Genomic DNA, 15,747 nt, shown 5'->3' on the forward strand with positions numbered 1-15,747 from the left:
TCACCGCCATTGGCCTTGTCATCCATGGCCAATCACGCAAGAGTGGCCACATGCCCGTCGCGTCTCCCACAGTGCTGCGCCAGCTCTCCCCCGCGACCACCGCCCGCCTGCTGGGCACCTGGCACGCCGGCGGACCCGCCTACATCGCCCTCGCGGACGCGCTGCGGGCCGCGGTGCTGTCGGGCACCCTGGCGCCGCACACCCGTCTGCCCAGCGAACGCGAGCTCGCGGCGACGCTCAACGTCTCGCGCACCACCACGTCGGGCGCATACGCACGGCTGCGGGAGCTGGGCTTCGCGGTCAGCCGCGTCGGGTCGGGCACCGTGACGACGCTGCCGCAGCGCGCGATCGAACCCGGCCCGCTGCACCGGCCCGCCGGCGGCGACGCCCCGCTGTCCGCAGACCCCCTGCGGGGCGGGACGCACGCGGGTGCACCGGCCGCCGTCGGGCACCTCGACCTGTGGCAGGCGACGCCGCCCGCTCCGCCCGAGCTGCACGGGGCCTTCGCCCGGGCGCTGGACGGGCTGCCCGCCTACCTCGACTCGGGCGGGTACGAGCCCTACGGCCTGACGCCGCTGCGCGAGGCGATCGCGGCGCGCTACCGCGAGCGCGGCGTGCCCACCACCGCCGGCGAGATCCTGGTCACCACGGGCGCCCAGCAGGCGATCGCCCTCCTTGCGCGCACCCACCTGCGCCCTGGCGAGCGTGCGGTGGTGGAGTCGCCCACCTACTTCCACGCCATGGAGGCCATGCGCGATGCCGGGGGCCGCGTGGTCGGGGTGCCCGCCGGGCCGCTCGACGTCGACCAGCTCGCATCTACGGTGCGGCGCGCCCGGCCGCGCCTCGTGTACCTCGTGCCGGACTATCAGAACCCGACGGGCTTTGTGCTGTCCGCCGAGGAGCGGGCGGCGGTCCGGGAGATCGCCGACCGGCACGGCGTCACGGTCGTGGGCGACGAGACGCTCGTCGAGCTCGGGCTGTCGGACGAGCGCACGCCGCCCCCGTTCGCCGGCGACGGGACGTCGCCGCACGTGGTGTCCGTGGGGTCGGCCTCGAAGGCGTTCTGGGGCGGGCTCCGCGTCGGCTGGGTCCGGGCACACCCGCAGGTGATCGCGCAGCTCGCGCGGGCACGGCAGTCGGTGGACATCGCGACCGCAGTGCTGGAGCAGCTCGCCGTGACGGAGCTGCTCGGGCGCCGCGCCGAGGTCATGGCGGGCCGCCGGCAGATGTTGCGCGAGCGGCGCGACGTCCTGGTGGGCCGGCTCCAGGAGGCGTTTCCCTGGGACGTCCCGGTGCCCCAGGGCGGGCTGTTCTGCTGGGTCGACCTGGGCCTCCCGGTCGCGCAGGCGTTCGCCGCCGCTGCCGCGGCCGAGGGCGTGCGGGTAGGGGGCGGCCCGATGTTCACGCCGGACAACGCCGGTGCCACCTCCCGCGTGCGGCTCACCTTCACGCGGTCGCCCGCCGAGCTGTCCGACGCCGTCCCGCGCCTCGTCCGAGCCTGGGGACGGGTCGCCGGCCGGCAGCGCCCGGCAGGCTCCCGCGCGTAGGGGCTCGGTCAGCGGTCCGGCTGCCCGATCCACGCCACGTACAGCTGCGGGTCGGACGCTCCGGGACCCGAGGACACCCATGCCACCCGCTCCCCTGCCACGGCCACGTCGGCGACCACGCCCTCCAGCCGATAGACCCGGCCGTCGAGCAGCAGAAAGCCCGCCGGCCCGCTCATCCACGCCACCGCCCGCTCGTCGGCGTCGATCCCGGTCACGTCGCCCTCCAGCTCGGCCAGCGTGACGGCCTCCGACGCCCGGTCGAGCACGTACAGGTCACCTGCCAGCCCCCACGCCAGCACCCCGTCCGACGACGCCATCCGCGTCACCGTCTCGGCCCGGTACTCAGCCACCGGCGGGAGCGTCATGACGGGCCGCACGAGGCCGTCGTCCGAACGCGCCGAGAGCTCGACGCCGGCTCCCAGGTCGTTCGCCGCCCACGCCACCCCGTCCGACATGGCGGTGAACCCGGTGGCGCCCCCGACCACGGTCTCAGCCTCGCCGTTCGCCAGCCGGACCCGGACCTGCTCGATCTCACCCTGGTCCGCCAGCCGCTGCAGGTGCAGATATGAACCGCTCAGCCCGATCTGGTACCCCACCGGCACCGGCTCGCCCGACGACTCCACGAGCGTGCGCACCTCGGGGTCCCGCACGTCGTCGACCACACGGATCGCCCAAGGTGACAGCTCGCTCTCCGGCGTCGCCACCTCCAGCCAAGCGATCCGGTCACCCTGGCGCACGATGTGGGCAATCTCCGCGTTGTGGCCGTCGACAGTGCCGTTGTGGGCGAGCACTGTGCGGTCCCCGGTGGCCGCGAGCAGCTCGAGCACCAGCATCCGGTCGGGATACACGTCGCCGTCGTCCGGGCCAGGGGACATCTCGGTGATCGTCACGATCGAGCCGTCCGCCGCCAGCGTGTCCGTCTGACCGCTACCCACAGTGGTCCAGGGCACGTCGTCGACCATGTTCGCGTCGACGACGGCGCCCGCCTCGACGGGGTCGGGCGCGGCCCCCACCTCGATCCGGACCACGCACGTCCCCTCCGGCCAGGGAGAGCCTCCCGGACCTGACGGCTCCGCCGCGCAGTCACCGGGCAGCGCGTCGGCGTCGGGCTGCTCCAGGCCCACGAGCGTGCGGAACCACTCGCTGCCCGGCAGCGCGACCGGGCCCAGGCCCGGGACGGGGACCGGGCCCGCCAGGAAGAACGCGACCACGATTGCCGCCACGCCACCCAGCACCGCCTGCGCGGCGCGCCGTCTGCGCAGCGCGGCCCGGCTCGCGCCGAGCGTCTCTGCCGCGTCGCGGTGCGGCACGGGGATGTCCGCGAGGTCCGCACGCTCCAGGATGCTGCGCAGGTTCTCCAGGCCGCGTGCGTTCGTCGACTTCACCGTACCCACCGACCTCCCCAGCTCATCCGCGACCTGAGCCTCGGACAGGTCCAGCAGGTGCCGCATGACCACCACCCGGCGCTGCTGCGGCGGTAGCTGCGCCAACGCCTGCACAAGCTCGTCCCGGACGGCGACGCGCGCGGCGTGGTCCGGCGTGTCGGGAAGCCGGATCACGTCGTCGCCGGGCAGGTCGGTGCGGCTGGTACGGCGCCAGGTGTCGGTACGCAGGTTGACGAGGATCCGCCGGGCGTAGGCACGCGGTTCGGAACGCACCTTGTGCCACGACCGGAAGACCCGCTCGAAGGTGCCCTGGACCAGGTCCTCGGCCCGGTGCGGGTCGCCGCACAGCAGGTAGGCGGTGCGGAAGAGGTACGGGCGGGCGTCTCCGACGAACGCGACGAACTCCTGGTCCCTGGAACGGACCACGCGGACCTCGGCCCGCTCGGGTGCGTGGATGCTCATGTCCCCCATGACGCGCCCCCTCGCGGGAAGGTTCAGCCGATGTTCCAGGAATCTCGGCTCAGGGCGTCCGCAGGTCCACGGCCGGTGCCGCCTCGGTGCCGTCGTGCAGCAACCGGGCCTGCACCGCACCGGCCTCGGCCAGCGAACGCCAGTGCTCGCCGAGCCACTGCTCGGCGTCGTACTGCGCGGTGAAGACGGGTGTGACGGGTTCGCTCAGGCGACGCCCCTCGGCGTCGTCCAGAGACCACTCCCACTGCGGACGGATCATTCGTACCTCCCACTTGCTGTCGAGCCGGCCGAGCGGGTCAGGGCGCGGTTGATCTCCGACGCCCAGAACGGCCCCTCGTAGACGAATGACGTGTAGCCCTGGGTCAGGTCGGCCCCCGCGCGCAGGTAGGCGCGGACGTCGTCGGCCCGGGTGATGCCACCCACGCCGATGATGACCGGGCCCAGGCCGAGCCGTTCGCGCAGCCGCGCGACCACCTCGATGCCCCGGCCCAGCAGGGGCGGCCCGGACAGGCCGCCCGGGCCACGGTCGTGGCCGATGGTGGTGTTGACGGCGACCACGCCGTCCAGCCCGAGCTCGAGGACGAGTTCGGCGACGGCGTCGATGTCCTCGTCCGCGAGGTCGGGGGCGATCTTCACCAGGAGCGGGACGCGCCGGCCGCCGCCCGTGGACACGGTTGCGTTCGCCTCGTCGGCGGCGGCACGCACTGCCTGCAGGATCGGGCGCAGCGCCTGCGTCGACTGCAGGTCGCGCAGGCCGGGAGTGTTCGGGGAGGAGACGTTGACCACGAGGTAGTCGGCCCAGGGGGCCAGCAGGCGGGCGGAGGTCGCGTAGTCGGCGGCGGCGTCCTCGGGCTGCGTCACCTTGGACTTGCCGATGTTGGCGCCGACGACGATCGCGCGGCCCGCGGCGGTCCGGCGCAGTTCGCGGAGCCGGTCCGCGGCGGCCGCGGCGCCCTCGTTGTTGAAGCCCATCCGGTTGCGCACCCCGCGCACGTCGAGCTCGCGCCACATGCGCGGCCGCTCGTTGCCGGGCTGCGGGCGCGCGGTGACCGTGCCGATCTCGATGAACCCGAAGCCGAGCATCGTCAGGCCCCGGATCGCGCGTGCGTTCTTGTCGAACCCGCCGGCCAGGCCGAACGGCGCCGGAACCACCCGGCCGAACAGCCGCACGCTCCCGGGCCCCCCGGCGCGCTGGCCGAGGTAGGGGGCGACGGCGCCCTGGACGACGTCGCGCAGCACCGGCACCTGCCCCGCCCGCTCGATCAGCGAGAACGCGAGCTCGTGCGCGCGCTCGGGGTCCATCCGGCGCAAAGCGATGCTGAACAACAACGAGTACGGCCAGCTCATGCAGTCCTCTCCTCGGACGTGCTGCGCGACGTCCGCCACAGCCACCACAACCCCACGAAGGGCAGGACCAGCGGCACGTAACCGTAGCCCTGGCCGAACCCGGACCAGACGGTCGACTCGCCGAACACGCCCGCGTCGGCGAGCGACAGCGCGCCGACCGTCACGACGCCCACTGCCTCGATCCCGACGGTGATCCACGCGGTGACGCGCCAGGCCGGCGTACCGATCGCCAGCGCGAAAGTGGCCACCACGTAGACGGCGGCGGCGAGCGTGGAGAGCGTGTAGGCGACCGGCGCCTCGCCGAACTTCACGACGAGCTCGTAGGAGGACCGGCCGAGGGCGGCGAACGCCAGGATCCCGTAGATGGTCACCAGGACCCGGCCGAAGCCCCGCCCGGTCGGCCGTGCAGCGAGCGGCCGTGTGCCCGCCTGCCGTGCACCCGTCTGTTCCGACATCACGCCCCCGTCCAGATCTGCCACATACGCCACTCCAGGAAGGCCACGGTCACCGACGCCACCAGCAGCACCACCGAGCTCCACTTGGTGCGCTCCGCGAAGGCCCACGCGGCGGCGACCGGCAGGATCACCAGGGTGGTCGCGAAATAGCCCCAGAACAGCAGCGGGTCGTCCGCGCCGGCGCCGGTGGCGCCCCGCACGATCGCGACGACACCCTGCACGAGCACAAAGACCTCGATCACGGCCCCGCCCCAGAGCTGGTTCAGGATGACCGCGCGGTCACGGGCCACGAACCAACCGGCCCACCCGGTCAGGACCACGCACAGCGCGATCACGAGGAGCAGGAGGGCAAGGATCACGTCTCGCAGACTACCGGGCACCGCCCACCGAGCGGCAATCGGATCGTGCGTGACCTGCGCCTCCATCGGGGCCGTCAGAGGCCCGGGTTACGATCGGCCCCGTGACCGACGTGACCCTCTCCAGCAAGAATCCCACCGCCGTAAAGGCCGAAGCGCTAGTGGTGGCGACCGCCCAGACGTCGGACGGCGTAGCCGTCGTGTCCGACCAGCTCCCCACCGACCTGCTGACGCAGCTCGAGTCGCTCGCGCCGCAGCTCGGCGTCACCGGCGCGCGCGACGAGGTCCGCAAGATCCCCGCCGGCCCCAAGCTCGCCGCCGAGATCCTGGTGCTGACCGGCCTGGGCGAGCGTGCCGAGGACGGCACCTTCGCCATCGAGACCCTGCGCCGCGCCGCGGGCGCGGCGACCCGTGAGCTGGCGGGCATCAAGACCGCCGCGCTGGCGCTCCCCGCCTCCGACGACGCCGAGATCACTGCCGTGACGGAGGGCGCCCTGCTGGGCGCCTACGCCTTCAACCAGTACCGCAGCGCAGGCAAGTCCACAGCGAAGGAATCCGGTAAGGACCCGGTCGGCGCCATCGAGATCCTGACGCCGCTGCACAAGAACGCGAAGGCGAAGGTCGCCGCCGAGCGTGCCGAGATCCTCGCCGCGGCGGTGCACGCCGCCCGCGACCTCGTCAACACGGCGCCCAACGAGCTCTACCCGGCCACGTTCGCCGACGCCGCGAAGGCCGCCGCCAAGGACGTGCGCCACGTGCGCGTCACCGTCCTGGACGACAAGCAGCTCGCGTCCGGCGGTTACGGCGGGCTCACCGCCGTCGGGCAGGGCTCCTCCCGCGGGCCGCGGCTCGTCAAGGTCGCCTACACGCCGGCCAAGCCGAACGGCAAGGTCGCGCTCGTCGGCAAGGGCATCACGTTCGACTCCGGCGGCATCTCGATCAAGCCGGCCGCGGGCATGGAGGCCATGAAGTCGGACATGGCCGGCGCCGCCGCCGTCCTGTCCACGGTCGTGGCCGCCGCCAAGCTGAACCTGCCGGTCGCCGTCACGGGCTACCTCTGCCTCGCCGAGAACATGCCGGGCGGCAACGCGCAGCGCCCCGCCGACGTCATCACGATCTACGGCGGCAAGACCGTCGAGATCCTGAACACCGACGCCGAGGGCCGCGTGGTCATGGCCGACGGCCTCGCGTCCGCGATCGAGGACGGCCACGACGTCGTGCTCGACATCGCCACCCTCACCGGCGCCCAGATGGTCGCGCTGGGCACCCGCACCTCCGCCGTCATGGGCACCGACGCGGTGCGCGACGAGGTCAAGGCCGCCGCGGACGCCTCGGGCGAGCTGTTCTGGCCGATGCCGCTCCCCGACGAGCTCAAGACGAACATCAAGTCCAAGGTGGCCGACGTCGCCAACTCGGGGCCGCGCTGGGGCGGCATGCTCAACGCCGGCCTGTTCCTGCAGACGTTCGTGGGCGACCACCCCTGGGCGCACCTCGACATCGCGGGCCCGGCGTTCAACGAGGGCGGCGCGCACGGCTACACGCCCTACGGCGGCACCGGCGTCGGCGTCCGCACCCTCCTGGGCTTCCTCGAGGGCCGGGCGAAGGTCAGCTAGCTACTTCTAGCTACTTCGACCTGCGCTGGGCGCTGTTCCAGTCGCGCATCCGCTGGGGGTAGCCGGTGAACCGGACGTTGTACACCGGCACCCCTAGCTGGTTCGCGATGTCGAACGCGGTGCGCTCGTCCGGCACCCGGCGTCGCGTCCACTCCCCCGTGCTCGCCACGAGCAGGATCGTGCTCGGGATGTCCGTGGTCGGCGGCTCCACGTAGGCCTCGACCCCGACGCGTGACCCGATGAACTCACGGAGGTGCTCGAGCGTCTGACGGCGCGCGTCGTTCCCGCTGGGGCGCGATCCGCCACCGGACGACGAGTGCCGCTGGAAGAATCGCGCAAGCGAGCTACGGGACTGGCGAGGCATGGAACGAGAGTACTAGCGAGTTCCGCACCGGCCTAGGCAACTGAGCGCAACTCCAGGGAATCCCACATTCCTGTTACACGCCGCCCACCTGCCCGCACAGACTCATCGAACTGCCCACTGACCGCGCACAGCCCCAAGTACCCGTTAATGTCGCCACGGTCACACCCGTCAAGCGGGGTACACGATTGGGGCCACGCCCGCTGAAGTGTCAAGATGGCGTGCGGTGGAGAACCCACACCCGGTCAACGAGGAGCCAGCACGTGCCTACGCATGAAAATCCGGCCACGTTCGACATCGTCGTGCTCGGCGGGGGAAGCGGCGGTTACGCCACCGCGCTCCGGGCGGCACAGCTGAGCCTGAGCGTGGCCCTCGTGGAGAAGGACCGGCTCGGCGGCACCTGCCTGCACGTCGGCTGCGTGCCCACCAAGGCGCTGCTGCACGCCGCCGAGGTGGCCGACGCCGCCGCCCACGGCGCGCAGTTCGGCGTCCGCACCTCGCTGGACGGCATCGACATGCCGGGCGTGCTCGCCTACAAGGACTCGGTGGTCGCCGGCCTGTACAAGGGTCTGCAGGGCCTGATCGCCTCCCGGAAGATCACCGTCGTCGAGGGGCACGGCACGCTCGTCTCGCCCGGCGTCGTCGAGGTCACTGCCGCGGACGGCGCCAAGGCCGCCTACACCGGCACCCACGTGGTGCTCGCCACCGGCTCGTACGCGCGGAGCCTGCCGGGCCTGGAGCTCGGCGGCCAGGTCATCACCTCCGACCAGGCGCTCACGCTGGAGACCGTGCCCAAGTCCGTGGTGGTGCTCGGCGGCGGCGTCATCGGCGTCGAGTTCGCCTCCGTCTGGAAGTCCTTCGGCGCCGACGTGCAGATCGTCGAGGCGCTGCCCCACCTCGTCCCGAACGAGGACGTCGCGCTCTCCAAGGCGCTGGAGCGCGCGTTCCGCAAGCGCGGTATCAAGTTCTCCCTGGGCGAGCGCTTCGCCCAGGTCAAGCAGACGGACGACGGCGTCCAGGTCGAGCTCGAGTCCGGCACCACGTTCGACGCCGAGCTGCTGCTCGTCGCCGTCGGACGCGGTCCGCGTACTGCCGACCTCGGCTTCGAGGCGGCCGGCGTCCGCACCGAGCGCGGGTTCGTCCTGACCGACGAGCAGCTGAGGACCGGCGTCGCGACCCCCGGTGGCGGACAGGTCTGGGCCGTGGGCGACATCGTGCCCGGCCTCCAGCTGGCCCACCGCGGGTTCGCGCAGGGCATCTTCGTGGCCGAGCAGATCGCGGGCCTGGCGCCCGTCGTGATCGACGAGGCGACGATCCCGCGGGTCACCTACTGCGAGCCCGAGGTGGCGTCCGTGGGTGTCACCGAGGCGCGGGCAGCGGAGCTGTACGGCCCGGACCAGGTCGAGACCATCGAGTACAACCTCGCGGGCAACGGCAAGAGCAAGATCCTGGGTACCCAGGGCTTCGCGAAGCTGGTGCGCCGCAAGGACGGGCCCGTGGTCGGCATGCACTTGATCGGCTCGCGGGTGGGCGAGCTGATCGGTGAGGGGCAGCTCATCGTGGGCTGGGAGGCGTTCCCGGAGGACGTCGCCTCGCTCGTGCACGCACATCCCACCCAGAACGAGGCACTCGGAGAGGCACACATGGCGCTGGCCGGTAAGCCTCTGCACGCCCACAACTGACCAGAACGAATAAGGAGACCCCACAGGTCATGTCTGAGAACGTGCAGCTGCCGGCCCTCGGCGAATCCGTTACCGAGGGCACTGTCACCCGCTGGCTCAAGGCTGTCGGCGACGAGGTCGCCGTCGACGAGCCGCTGCTCGAGGTGTCGACCGACAAGGTCGACACCGAGATCCCGTCGCCGATCGCCGGCGTCCTCGAGCAGATCCTCGTCCAGGAGGACGACACCGTGGAGGTCGGCGCCACCCTCGCCGTCATCGGCGACGGCTCCGGTTCGGGCGCCGCACCGGCCGCGCCTGAGGCCGAGCCGGCCGCTGAGCCTGCCGAGGCCAAGCCCGCCGCCGAGGCGGCCGAGGCCCCGGCTCCCGAGCCGACGCCGGAGGCGGCCGAGCCCGCTCCGGCCGAGGCACCCGCCGCTGAGGCCGAGGCACCTGCCGAGGCTCCCGCCGGTGGCGGTACCGAGGTCCCGCTGCCCGCCCTGGGCGAGTCGGTCACCGAGGGCACCGTGACGCGCTGGCTCAAGGCCGTCGGTGACGATGTCGCCGTAGACGAGCCGCTGCTCGAGGTATCGACCGACAAGGTCGACACCGAGATCCCGTCGCCCGTCGCCGGGACGCTCCAGCAGATCCTGGTCCAGGAGGACGAGACCGTCGAGGTCGGCGCGATCCTGGCGCTGGTCGGTTCGGGTGCTGCCGCTCCCGCCGCCCCGGCACCTGAGACCCCGGCGCCCGCCGCACCCGCGTCCGAGGTTCCGGACCCGGCCGCGGACTCCGCGGAGCCCGCCGAGGCTGCTGCCCCGGCGCCTGAGGCCCCGGCTGCCCCGGCGCCTGCTCCCGCACCGGCCACCCCGGCTCCGGCTCCGGCTGCTCCCGCACCGGCTCCGGCCGCCCCGGCCCCCGCGCCCGCCGCCCCGACGTCGACCGGCCGCACCATCGGCTCCTACCTCACCCCGCTCGTGCGCAAGCTCGCCGCGGACAAGGGTGTGGACGTCGCCGAGGTGACCGGCACCGGCGTCGGCGGACGTATCCGCAAGGAGGACGTGCTCGCAGCCGCCGAGGCCAAGGCGGCCCCGGCTCCGGCAGCACCCGCCGCTGCCGCACCCGCGGCGGCCAAGGCGCCGTCGGCCCCGGCCAAGCTCGAGGTGTCGCCGCTGCGTGGCACCACCGAGAAGATGTCGCGCCTGCGCAAGATCGTCGCCGAGCGGATGCTCGAGGCGGTGCAGACGTCGGCCCAGCTGACCACGGTCATGGAGGTCGACGTCACGCGCGTCGCGCAGCTGCGGGCCAAGGCCAAGACGTCCTTCGCCGCGCGCGAGGGTGCCAAGCTGACGTTCCTGCCGTTCTTCACGCAGGCCGCCGTCGAGGCGCTCAAGGCGTACCCGAAGATCAACGCCACCATCGACACCGAGAAGGGCGAGATCACCTACCACGGCTCGGAGAACGTCGGTATCGCCGTCGACACCGAGCGTGGCCTCGTGGTCCCGGTCATCAAGAACGCCGGCGACCTGAACCTGGCGGGCATCGCGCGCCAGATCCAGGACCTGGGCGCCCGTACCCGGGCGAACAAGGTGACGCCGGACGAGCTGTCGGGCTCGACGTTCAACATCACGAACACGGGCTCGGGCGGCTCGCTCATCGACACGCCGATCGTCCCGGTCGGCCACGCGGCCATCCTGGGCACCGGCACCATCACCAAGCGCCCGGTCGTCGTGACGGACCCGGACGGCAACGAGAGCATCGCGGTGCGCTCGATGTCGTACATCTTCCTGTCCTACGACCACCGCCTGGTCGACGGCGCGGACGCCGCCCGCTTCCTCACCGCGATCAAGAACCGCATCGAGGACGGCGCGTTCGAGGCCGAGGTCGGCCTCTGACGTAGCACCTCGTTGATGCCGGCCCGCGCTGCGCGGTCGGCGGCGAGCATCGGCTGTGGCCGGTTCCGGGTTCCGGAACCGGCCACAGCCGTGTCCCCGGCGGTTCACCGCTGCCGTCCAGGTCGACACGCTAGATTCGCGGTATGGACGTAGTGGTGGCCGGCTCGCACGGACTGATCGGTACCGCGCTCGTCGCGGACCTCCTGGCGCGCGGGGACAGCGTGCGGCGCCTGGTGCGGCGCGGCGCCAAGCCCTCGGCCGACGATGCGGGCGGCGCCGGGGGAGGCGTCCGGCAGGTGCCCTGGGACCCGCGGACCGGCGAGCTCGACCCGGCCGCGCTGGAGGGGGCCGACGCCGTCGTGAACCTCGCGGGCGCCGGGATCGGCGACCATCGGTGGACCCCGGCATACAAGCAGACGCTCCTCGGCTCGCGCACCACCACCACGAGCCTGCTCGCCCGCACCATCGCCCGGCTCGACACCCCGCCCGTGCTGGTCAACGCCTCGGCGATCGGGGCATACGGGAACCGCGGGGACGAGGTCCTCACGGAGGCGTCGGAGCGCGGGGACGACTTCCTGGCGGGGCTGGTCAAGGCCTGGGAGGGCGCCACGGCGCCCGCCGCCGAGGCCGGGGCACGCGTCGTCTGGCTGCGCAACGGCCTGGTGCTCGCGCCGTCGGGCGGTGCGCTCGGCAAGCTGCTGCCGCTCATCCGCCTCGGCGTGGGCGGGCCGCTCGGCAACGGCAACCAGTGGTGGAGCTGGATCTCGTTGCCCGACGAGGTGGCGGCGATCCGGCACGTCATCGGCGCGGACGTGCGCGGGCCGGTCAACTCCGTCGCCCCGGAACCCGCGACGAACCGAGCACTGACCCGCGCGCTCGCGCAGGCGCTGCACCGGCCCGCCGCGGTGTCAGTGCCCCGCTTCGCGCTCCAGATCGCCCTCGGGCAGTTCGCGGGCGATCTGGTCGCCTCCCAGCGGGTCGTGCCCGGTGTGCTCTCGCGGACCGGCTTCACCTGGACGCACGTCACACCTCAGGACGCGGCCCGCTGGGTCGTGGAGGCGGGCGGCGTCAGCGCACCTCGCTGACGCGCCAGCCACGCGGTGTCCAGACCAGGGTCAGGTCCGCCGACTCCTGCGACGCGGGGACGGCGGTCTCGCCGCTCTCGGACACCTGCATGTGCGCGGTGATCGTGTACTCGATCCGGACCACTGCCTCGATGGGCTGGTCCTCCTCGCCGACCTGCTCGACGTCGACGTCGGTCGCCGTCCCACCGCTTGACGCCTCGGTCGCGTTATCCAGGTCCGACGCCGCGCCAGGGCCCAGCGTCACGACCTCGGTCGACTGCACATCCGCGGACGCGCCGACCACCTGTGCTCTGGTCGCCTTGAGCTCGTCCAGGATCCGCTGGTCGGCCAGGTAGGCCGGCGAGCCCTCCACGTTGACTGTGCTGATGTCGGACACGGCACCCGCCAGCAGCGCGAGCCGGCGCTCGGTGAGCTCCGCGGCGGCGCCCGCCGGGTCCTTGGCGTTGCTCACCGGGTTGATCCCGCCGAGCCGCTCGGCCGACGCCGTCGGCGAGGGCGCCGCGGCGGCCGGCTCGTCCCCGCCGAAGACCTGGGGCAGCGCCGAGACGCCGGCCGCGATCCCCGCGACGACACCCGCCGCGATCATGACGGTCGCGAACACGGAGACGGCGGTGGTCCGCACCGGAACCTTCACACCCTGCACCCCCGCGCCGGAGCGCCCGGAGAGCGGCATCGTCGCCCGCCGCCGCACGCTGGCCGCCCAGGCCTTGCCGTCGACGGCCGCGATGGAGCCGGTCAGGGTCTTGGCCGCCGAGCGCCACGACGACGGCGTGTGGGCGCCGAGCGGCACATGGCCCGCGATGGGCACCGGACCGCTGAGCGCTGCCGAGACCAGCGCCGAGCCCGCGGGGAGCCGGACCGGCTCGGGCTTGACCGCCTTCTCCGCGAGCGCCGCGAGCGTACCCGGCTCGGGCCGGTCGCGCGGGTCCTCGGCGCGGGCGCGGGCCAGCACGGCGCGCAGCGCCTCGTCGGCCTCGGAGTTCAGGCTCGGGCCGGGGAAGCCCAGCACCGACTCCACCAGCGTGGCCAGGGACGTGACGTCGACCGGGTCGTCGCTGTGGTCCGGGAGCGTCACGCGGGGGCGCAGCATTGCGCTCCCGTCGGTGCGCAGCAGCACGTCGGTGGGCCGGACGCCGCCGTGGACGAGACCCACGCTGTGCAGGGCCGCGAGTGCCTGTGCGATCGCGACAGTGATCCCGGCGCCTTCCGCGGCGGTCAGGGGACCCCGCGATCCGACGGCGGTGGGCAGGTCGACAGCCCCCGTCCGCGACAGCCGGACGTCCAGGTTGTCCGGGCCGTTCGGGGAGATGGCGATGAGCGGCACCAGATGGGGGTGGTCCAGTGTCGCGAGCGTGTCTAGACGGCGCACCAGGAGGGCGCGAGCTGCGGCCTCCGTGGGGACGGCCACGCGGACCAGTTCCGCTGATTCGATGTAGTGCACACGTTCATAAGAACCCCGGCGTCCGATGCCCGCTCTTTATCCACAGGATTTGCCGAATCTCCTGCCCTGTGGGTGAGCAACGCGAGCGCTTGACCAGGGCTTTGGCCCCGTGCGGGGAGCAGCTCACACGTCGACGAGCCGCCCCTCCTGGGCGGAGCGCCGCGCGGCGTCCAGCACCTCCGCCGTGCGGACGGCGTCCGCCGGGTCGACGGGGACCTCGGCCTCGCCGGCGAGCCACTCCGCGACCGCGGGGTAGAAGTCGTCGTGTCCGCCGCGGGGCTGCGGCACCGCCGTGCGCTCCCGGCCGCGCACGAGCCAGCCGAGGGTGCCCTCGGGCTGTTCGGCGTCGAGCACGTCGAAGGGCGAGGGGTCGCCCTCGAACGAGTTCACCAGGTACGCGCCGCCGTCACCGAGCACCCGCGTGCGCGGACCGGGCGCGCCGACCAGGGAGCCGGCCCACAGCCGGGAGACGACGCCTTTGGCGGGCGGTTCCGCCCCGAACAGGACGTCGGCGGCGGCCGCGCGGCCGGGCTTGCCGTCCTGCTGGCCGACCTGCTTGCCGTCCTGGGCGGCGTGGTGGAGCACCAGGAACACGTCGTCCTCGGTCGGGGTCGAGATCGCCCGCGTCTCGGCGTACACCGCGACGACGGGGCCGAACAGCTGGGTCGCCGAGTCCACGAGGTGCGGGCCGAGGTCGAGCAGGAGCCCGCCGCCCCTGACGTCGTTCTCCTTCCACCGCTGCTGCGGCTTGGGCCGCCAGCGCTCCCAGTGCCGCTCGAAGGTGTGCACCTGGCCGAGGTCGCCCCGCTCCAGCAGGGCCGCGAGGGTGAGCTGCTCAGGGTCCCAGCGCCGGTTCTGGAACACGGTGAACGGTGTGCCCGACGACGAGGCCGCGCTCACGACCCGTCGAGCCTCCGCCGCGGTGGTCCCGATCGGCTTGTCCAGCACGAAGGGCTTGCCCACCGCGGCCACGGCGGCGGCGTGCTCGGCGTGGAGGAAAGAGGGGCTGGCGACGACCACGAGGTCGTAGAGACCGGACTCGTCAAGCATCGACGGCAGGTCGTTGAACAGCCGTGCGCCGGGCCAGTCGCCGGCGGCCTGCATGCGCCGTCCTGAGTCCCGGGCGACGACCGCCGTTACCGCCATTCCCGCTGCTCGCGCGAGGCGAGCGTGAATTTGCCGGCCCGCACCTCCGTACCCAACAATCCCGATCCGTAGAGCCATGGCCCCATGGTGCCCCGCGCGGCGCAGCAATGCGACATCACTGGTCAGCGGGTTAACTGCCGTAACACAACTCTGGCAGACTGGGGCAAGAGGTACGTTTCACACTTTCTTCGCGAGTCCGGCCACGTGTCCGGACCACACCGGCACAGAATGAGGGGCTCGTGTCCGCCACAGCCAAGAAGTCCAGCCAGACCCGCAAGACCCTGCAGCTTGTGCTCATCGCGGTGGCGGCACTCGTGCTCGCCGGCAACTTCATCATCAAGTCCCTGGGGGACGACGTCGCCCCCGCCGAGGGCGCTGAGGGCTCGGCCCTCGCCACGCTCGACACCCTCACCGTGCAGGACGCCGCCACCGAGGACGGCTACGACCGTGAGGCCGACTTCGGCAGCGCCTGGCAGGACGTCGACGACAACGGCTGCGACACCCGGAACGACATGCTGCAGCGCGACCTCGAGGACTTCGAGCTGACCGACGGCGACACGTGCGAGGTGGCGTCCGGCACGCTCGATGACCCGTACACGGGCGAGACCATCGCGTTCGAGCGCGGCGAGAACTCCGGGGACGTGCAGATCGACCACGTCGTGGCCCTGATGAACGCCTGGACCACCGGCGCAGCGGACTGGGACGAGGCCCAGCGCGTCCAGATCGCGAACGACCCGCTGAACCTCATCGCCTCCGACGGCCCCGCGAACATGGGCAAGGGCGCGCGGGACGCCGCGGAGTGGCTGCCCGAGAACCAGGCCTTCCGCTGCGAGTACATCGCCCGGCAGGTAGCGGTCAAGGCCAAGTACGAGCTGTGGGTCACGCCCGCCGAGCACGACGCCATGGAAGACGTCCTGACAAGCTGCCCCTCAGAACCTCTCCCCACCTCCTGACGCCCCCGCCCGGCCCCCGCCACGACGGGCGTGG

At 72.8% G+C, this 15,747-nt stretch carries 14 protein-coding genes; 6 read left to right on the plus strand and 8 right to left on the minus strand.

Features of this window, described 5'->3' with window-relative positions; genetic code table 11:
* Window positions 1–50 precede the first annotated feature (50 nt).
* Window positions 51–1,547 (plus strand): PLP-dependent aminotransferase family protein, encoded by a 1,497-nt coding sequence (locus AB1046_RS08600; RefSeq protein ID WP_369374316.1) that lies wholly within the window; start codon window positions 51–53, stop codon window positions 1,545–1,547.
* 8 nt (window positions 1,548–1,555) lie between these two features.
* Here the strand turns inward: AB1046_RS08600 and AB1046_RS08605 are convergent, their stop codons facing one another.
* Genes AB1046_RS08605 through AB1046_RS08625 form a run of 5 tightly spaced genes read right to left on the minus strand, consistent with a single transcriptional unit; the run spans window position 1,556 to window position 5,564 of the window.
* Window positions 1,556–3,394 carry a SigE family RNA polymerase sigma factor gene (locus AB1046_RS08605; RefSeq protein WP_369374318.1) on the minus strand — a complete coding sequence of 613 codons (1,839 nt, stop codon included), beginning with the start codon at window positions 3,392–3,394 and terminating at the stop codon, window positions 1,556–1,558.
* A gap of 58 nt (window positions 3,395–3,452) precedes the next feature.
* Window positions 3,453–3,662 carry a hypothetical protein gene (locus AB1046_RS08610; protein ID WP_369374320.1) on the minus strand — a complete coding sequence of 70 codons (210 nt, stop codon included), beginning with the start codon at window positions 3,660–3,662 and terminating at the stop codon, window positions 3,453–3,455.
* Window positions 3,659–4,750: a quinone-dependent dihydroorotate dehydrogenase gene (locus AB1046_RS08615; protein WP_369374322.1), complete on the minus strand. Its 1,092-nt coding sequence runs from the start codon at window positions 4,748–4,750 to the stop codon at window positions 3,659–3,661. The genes AB1046_RS08610 and AB1046_RS08615 overlap by 4 nt, the downstream gene beginning before the upstream one ends.
* On the minus strand, window positions 4,747–5,205 hold the full coding sequence (locus AB1046_RS08620; RefSeq protein ID WP_369374324.1) for a hypothetical protein: 459 nt from the start codon (window positions 5,203–5,205) through the stop codon (window positions 4,747–4,749). Before AB1046_RS08620 ends, AB1046_RS08615 begins: the two co-directional genes overlap by 4 nt.
* On the minus strand, window positions 5,205–5,564 hold the full coding sequence (locus AB1046_RS08625) for a hypothetical protein (RefSeq protein WP_369374326.1): 360 nt from the start codon (window positions 5,562–5,564) through the stop codon (window positions 5,205–5,207). The genes AB1046_RS08620 and AB1046_RS08625 overlap by 1 nt, the downstream gene beginning before the upstream one ends.
* 101 nt (window positions 5,565–5,665) lie before the next feature.
* On the opposite strand from AB1046_RS08625, the gene AB1046_RS08630 reads away from it, so the two are divergent.
* Window positions 5,666–7,174 carry a leucyl aminopeptidase gene (locus AB1046_RS08630; RefSeq protein ID WP_369374328.1) on the plus strand — a complete coding sequence of 503 codons (1,509 nt, stop codon included), beginning with the start codon at window positions 5,666–5,668 and terminating at the stop codon, window positions 7,172–7,174.
* Window positions 7,175–7,184: 10 nt separating this feature from the next.
* Here the strand turns inward: AB1046_RS08630 and AB1046_RS08635 are convergent, their stop codons facing one another.
* Entirely contained in the window at window positions 7,185–7,538 is a 354-nt protein-coding gene (locus AB1046_RS08635; protein WP_369374330.1) for an oxidoreductase, read from the minus strand.
* 260 nt (window positions 7,539–7,798) lie between these two features.
* Here AB1046_RS08635 and lpdA point away from each other — a divergent pair, with 260 nt between their 5' ends.
* The 3 genes from lpdA (at window position 7,799) to AB1046_RS08650 (ending at window position 12,173) form a co-directional block, all read left to right on the plus strand.
* Window positions 7,799–9,217 (plus strand): dihydrolipoyl dehydrogenase, encoded by a 1,419-nt coding sequence (gene lpdA, locus AB1046_RS08640; RefSeq protein ID WP_369374332.1) that lies wholly within the window; start codon window positions 7,799–7,801, stop codon window positions 9,215–9,217.
* Window positions 9,218–9,246: 29 nt separating this feature from the next.
* Entirely contained in the window at window positions 9,247–11,088 is a 1,842-nt protein-coding gene (sucB, locus tag AB1046_RS08645) for a 2-oxoglutarate dehydrogenase, E2 component, dihydrolipoamide succinyltransferase (RefSeq protein ID WP_369374334.1), read from the plus strand.
* Window positions 11,089–11,231: 143 nt separating this feature from the next.
* Window positions 11,232–12,173 (plus strand): TIGR01777 family oxidoreductase, encoded by a 942-nt coding sequence (locus AB1046_RS08650; RefSeq protein WP_369374336.1) that lies wholly within the window; start codon window positions 11,232–11,234, stop codon window positions 12,171–12,173.
* Here the strand turns inward: AB1046_RS08650 and AB1046_RS08655 are convergent.
* A complete protein-coding gene (locus tag AB1046_RS08655; RefSeq protein ID WP_369374338.1) occupies window positions 12,157–13,581 on the minus strand; it encodes a hypothetical protein in 1,425 nt (474 codons plus the stop codon). The two genes, AB1046_RS08650 and AB1046_RS08655, sit on opposite strands and share 17 nt — an antisense overlap.
* Window positions 13,582–13,737: 156 nt before the next feature.
* Window positions 13,738–14,838: a Gfo/Idh/MocA family oxidoreductase gene (locus tag AB1046_RS08660; RefSeq protein ID WP_369374340.1), complete on the minus strand. Its 1,101-nt coding sequence runs from the start codon at window positions 14,836–14,838 to the stop codon at window positions 13,738–13,740.
* Window positions 14,839–14,999: 161 nt separating this feature from the next.
* Between AB1046_RS08660 and AB1046_RS08665 the strand changes: the two genes are divergently transcribed.
* Complete coding sequence (locus AB1046_RS08665; RefSeq protein ID WP_369374342.1) at window positions 15,000–15,713, plus strand: HNH endonuclease family protein; 714 nt, start codon at window positions 15,000–15,002, stop codon at window positions 15,711–15,713.
* Window positions 15,714–15,747 lie beyond the last annotated feature (34 nt).

This window comes from Promicromonospora sp. Populi (assembly GCF_041081105.1).
GTDB lineage: Bacteria > Actinomycetota > Actinomycetes > Actinomycetales > Cellulomonadaceae > Promicromonospora.

Coding starts and splice junctions, on each gene's coding strand:
- AB1046_RS08600 (WP_369374316.1), top strand. CDS start 51: ATGCCCGTCGCGTCTCCCACAGTGCTGCGCCAGCTCTCCCCCGCGACC.
- AB1046_RS08605 (WP_369374318.1), bottom strand. CDS start 3,394: ATGAGCATCCACGCACCCGAGCGGGCCGAGGTCCGCGTGGTCCGTTCC.
- AB1046_RS08610 (WP_369374320.1), bottom strand. CDS start 3,662: ATGATCCGTCCGCAGTGGGAGTGGTCTCTGGACGACGCCGAGGGGCGT.
- AB1046_RS08615 (WP_369374322.1), bottom strand. CDS start 4,750: ATGAGCTGGCCGTACTCGTTGTTGTTCAGCATCGCTTTGCGCCGGATG.
- AB1046_RS08620 (WP_369374324.1), bottom strand. CDS start 5,205: ATGTCGGAACAGACGGGTGCACGGCAGGCGGGCACACGGCCGCTCGCT.
- AB1046_RS08635 (WP_369374330.1), bottom strand. CDS start 7,538: ATGCCTCGCCAGTCCCGTAGCTCGCTTGCGCGATTCTTCCAGCGGCAC.
- sucB (WP_369374334.1), top strand. CDS start 9,247: ATGTCTGAGAACGTGCAGCTGCCGGCCCTCGGCGAATCCGTTACCGAG.
- AB1046_RS08650 (WP_369374336.1), top strand. CDS start 11,232: ATGGACGTAGTGGTGGCCGGCTCGCACGGACTGATCGGTACCGCGCTC.
- AB1046_RS08660 (WP_369374340.1), bottom strand. CDS start 14,838: ATGGCTCTACGGATCGGGATTGTTGGGTACGGAGGTGCGGGCCGGCAA.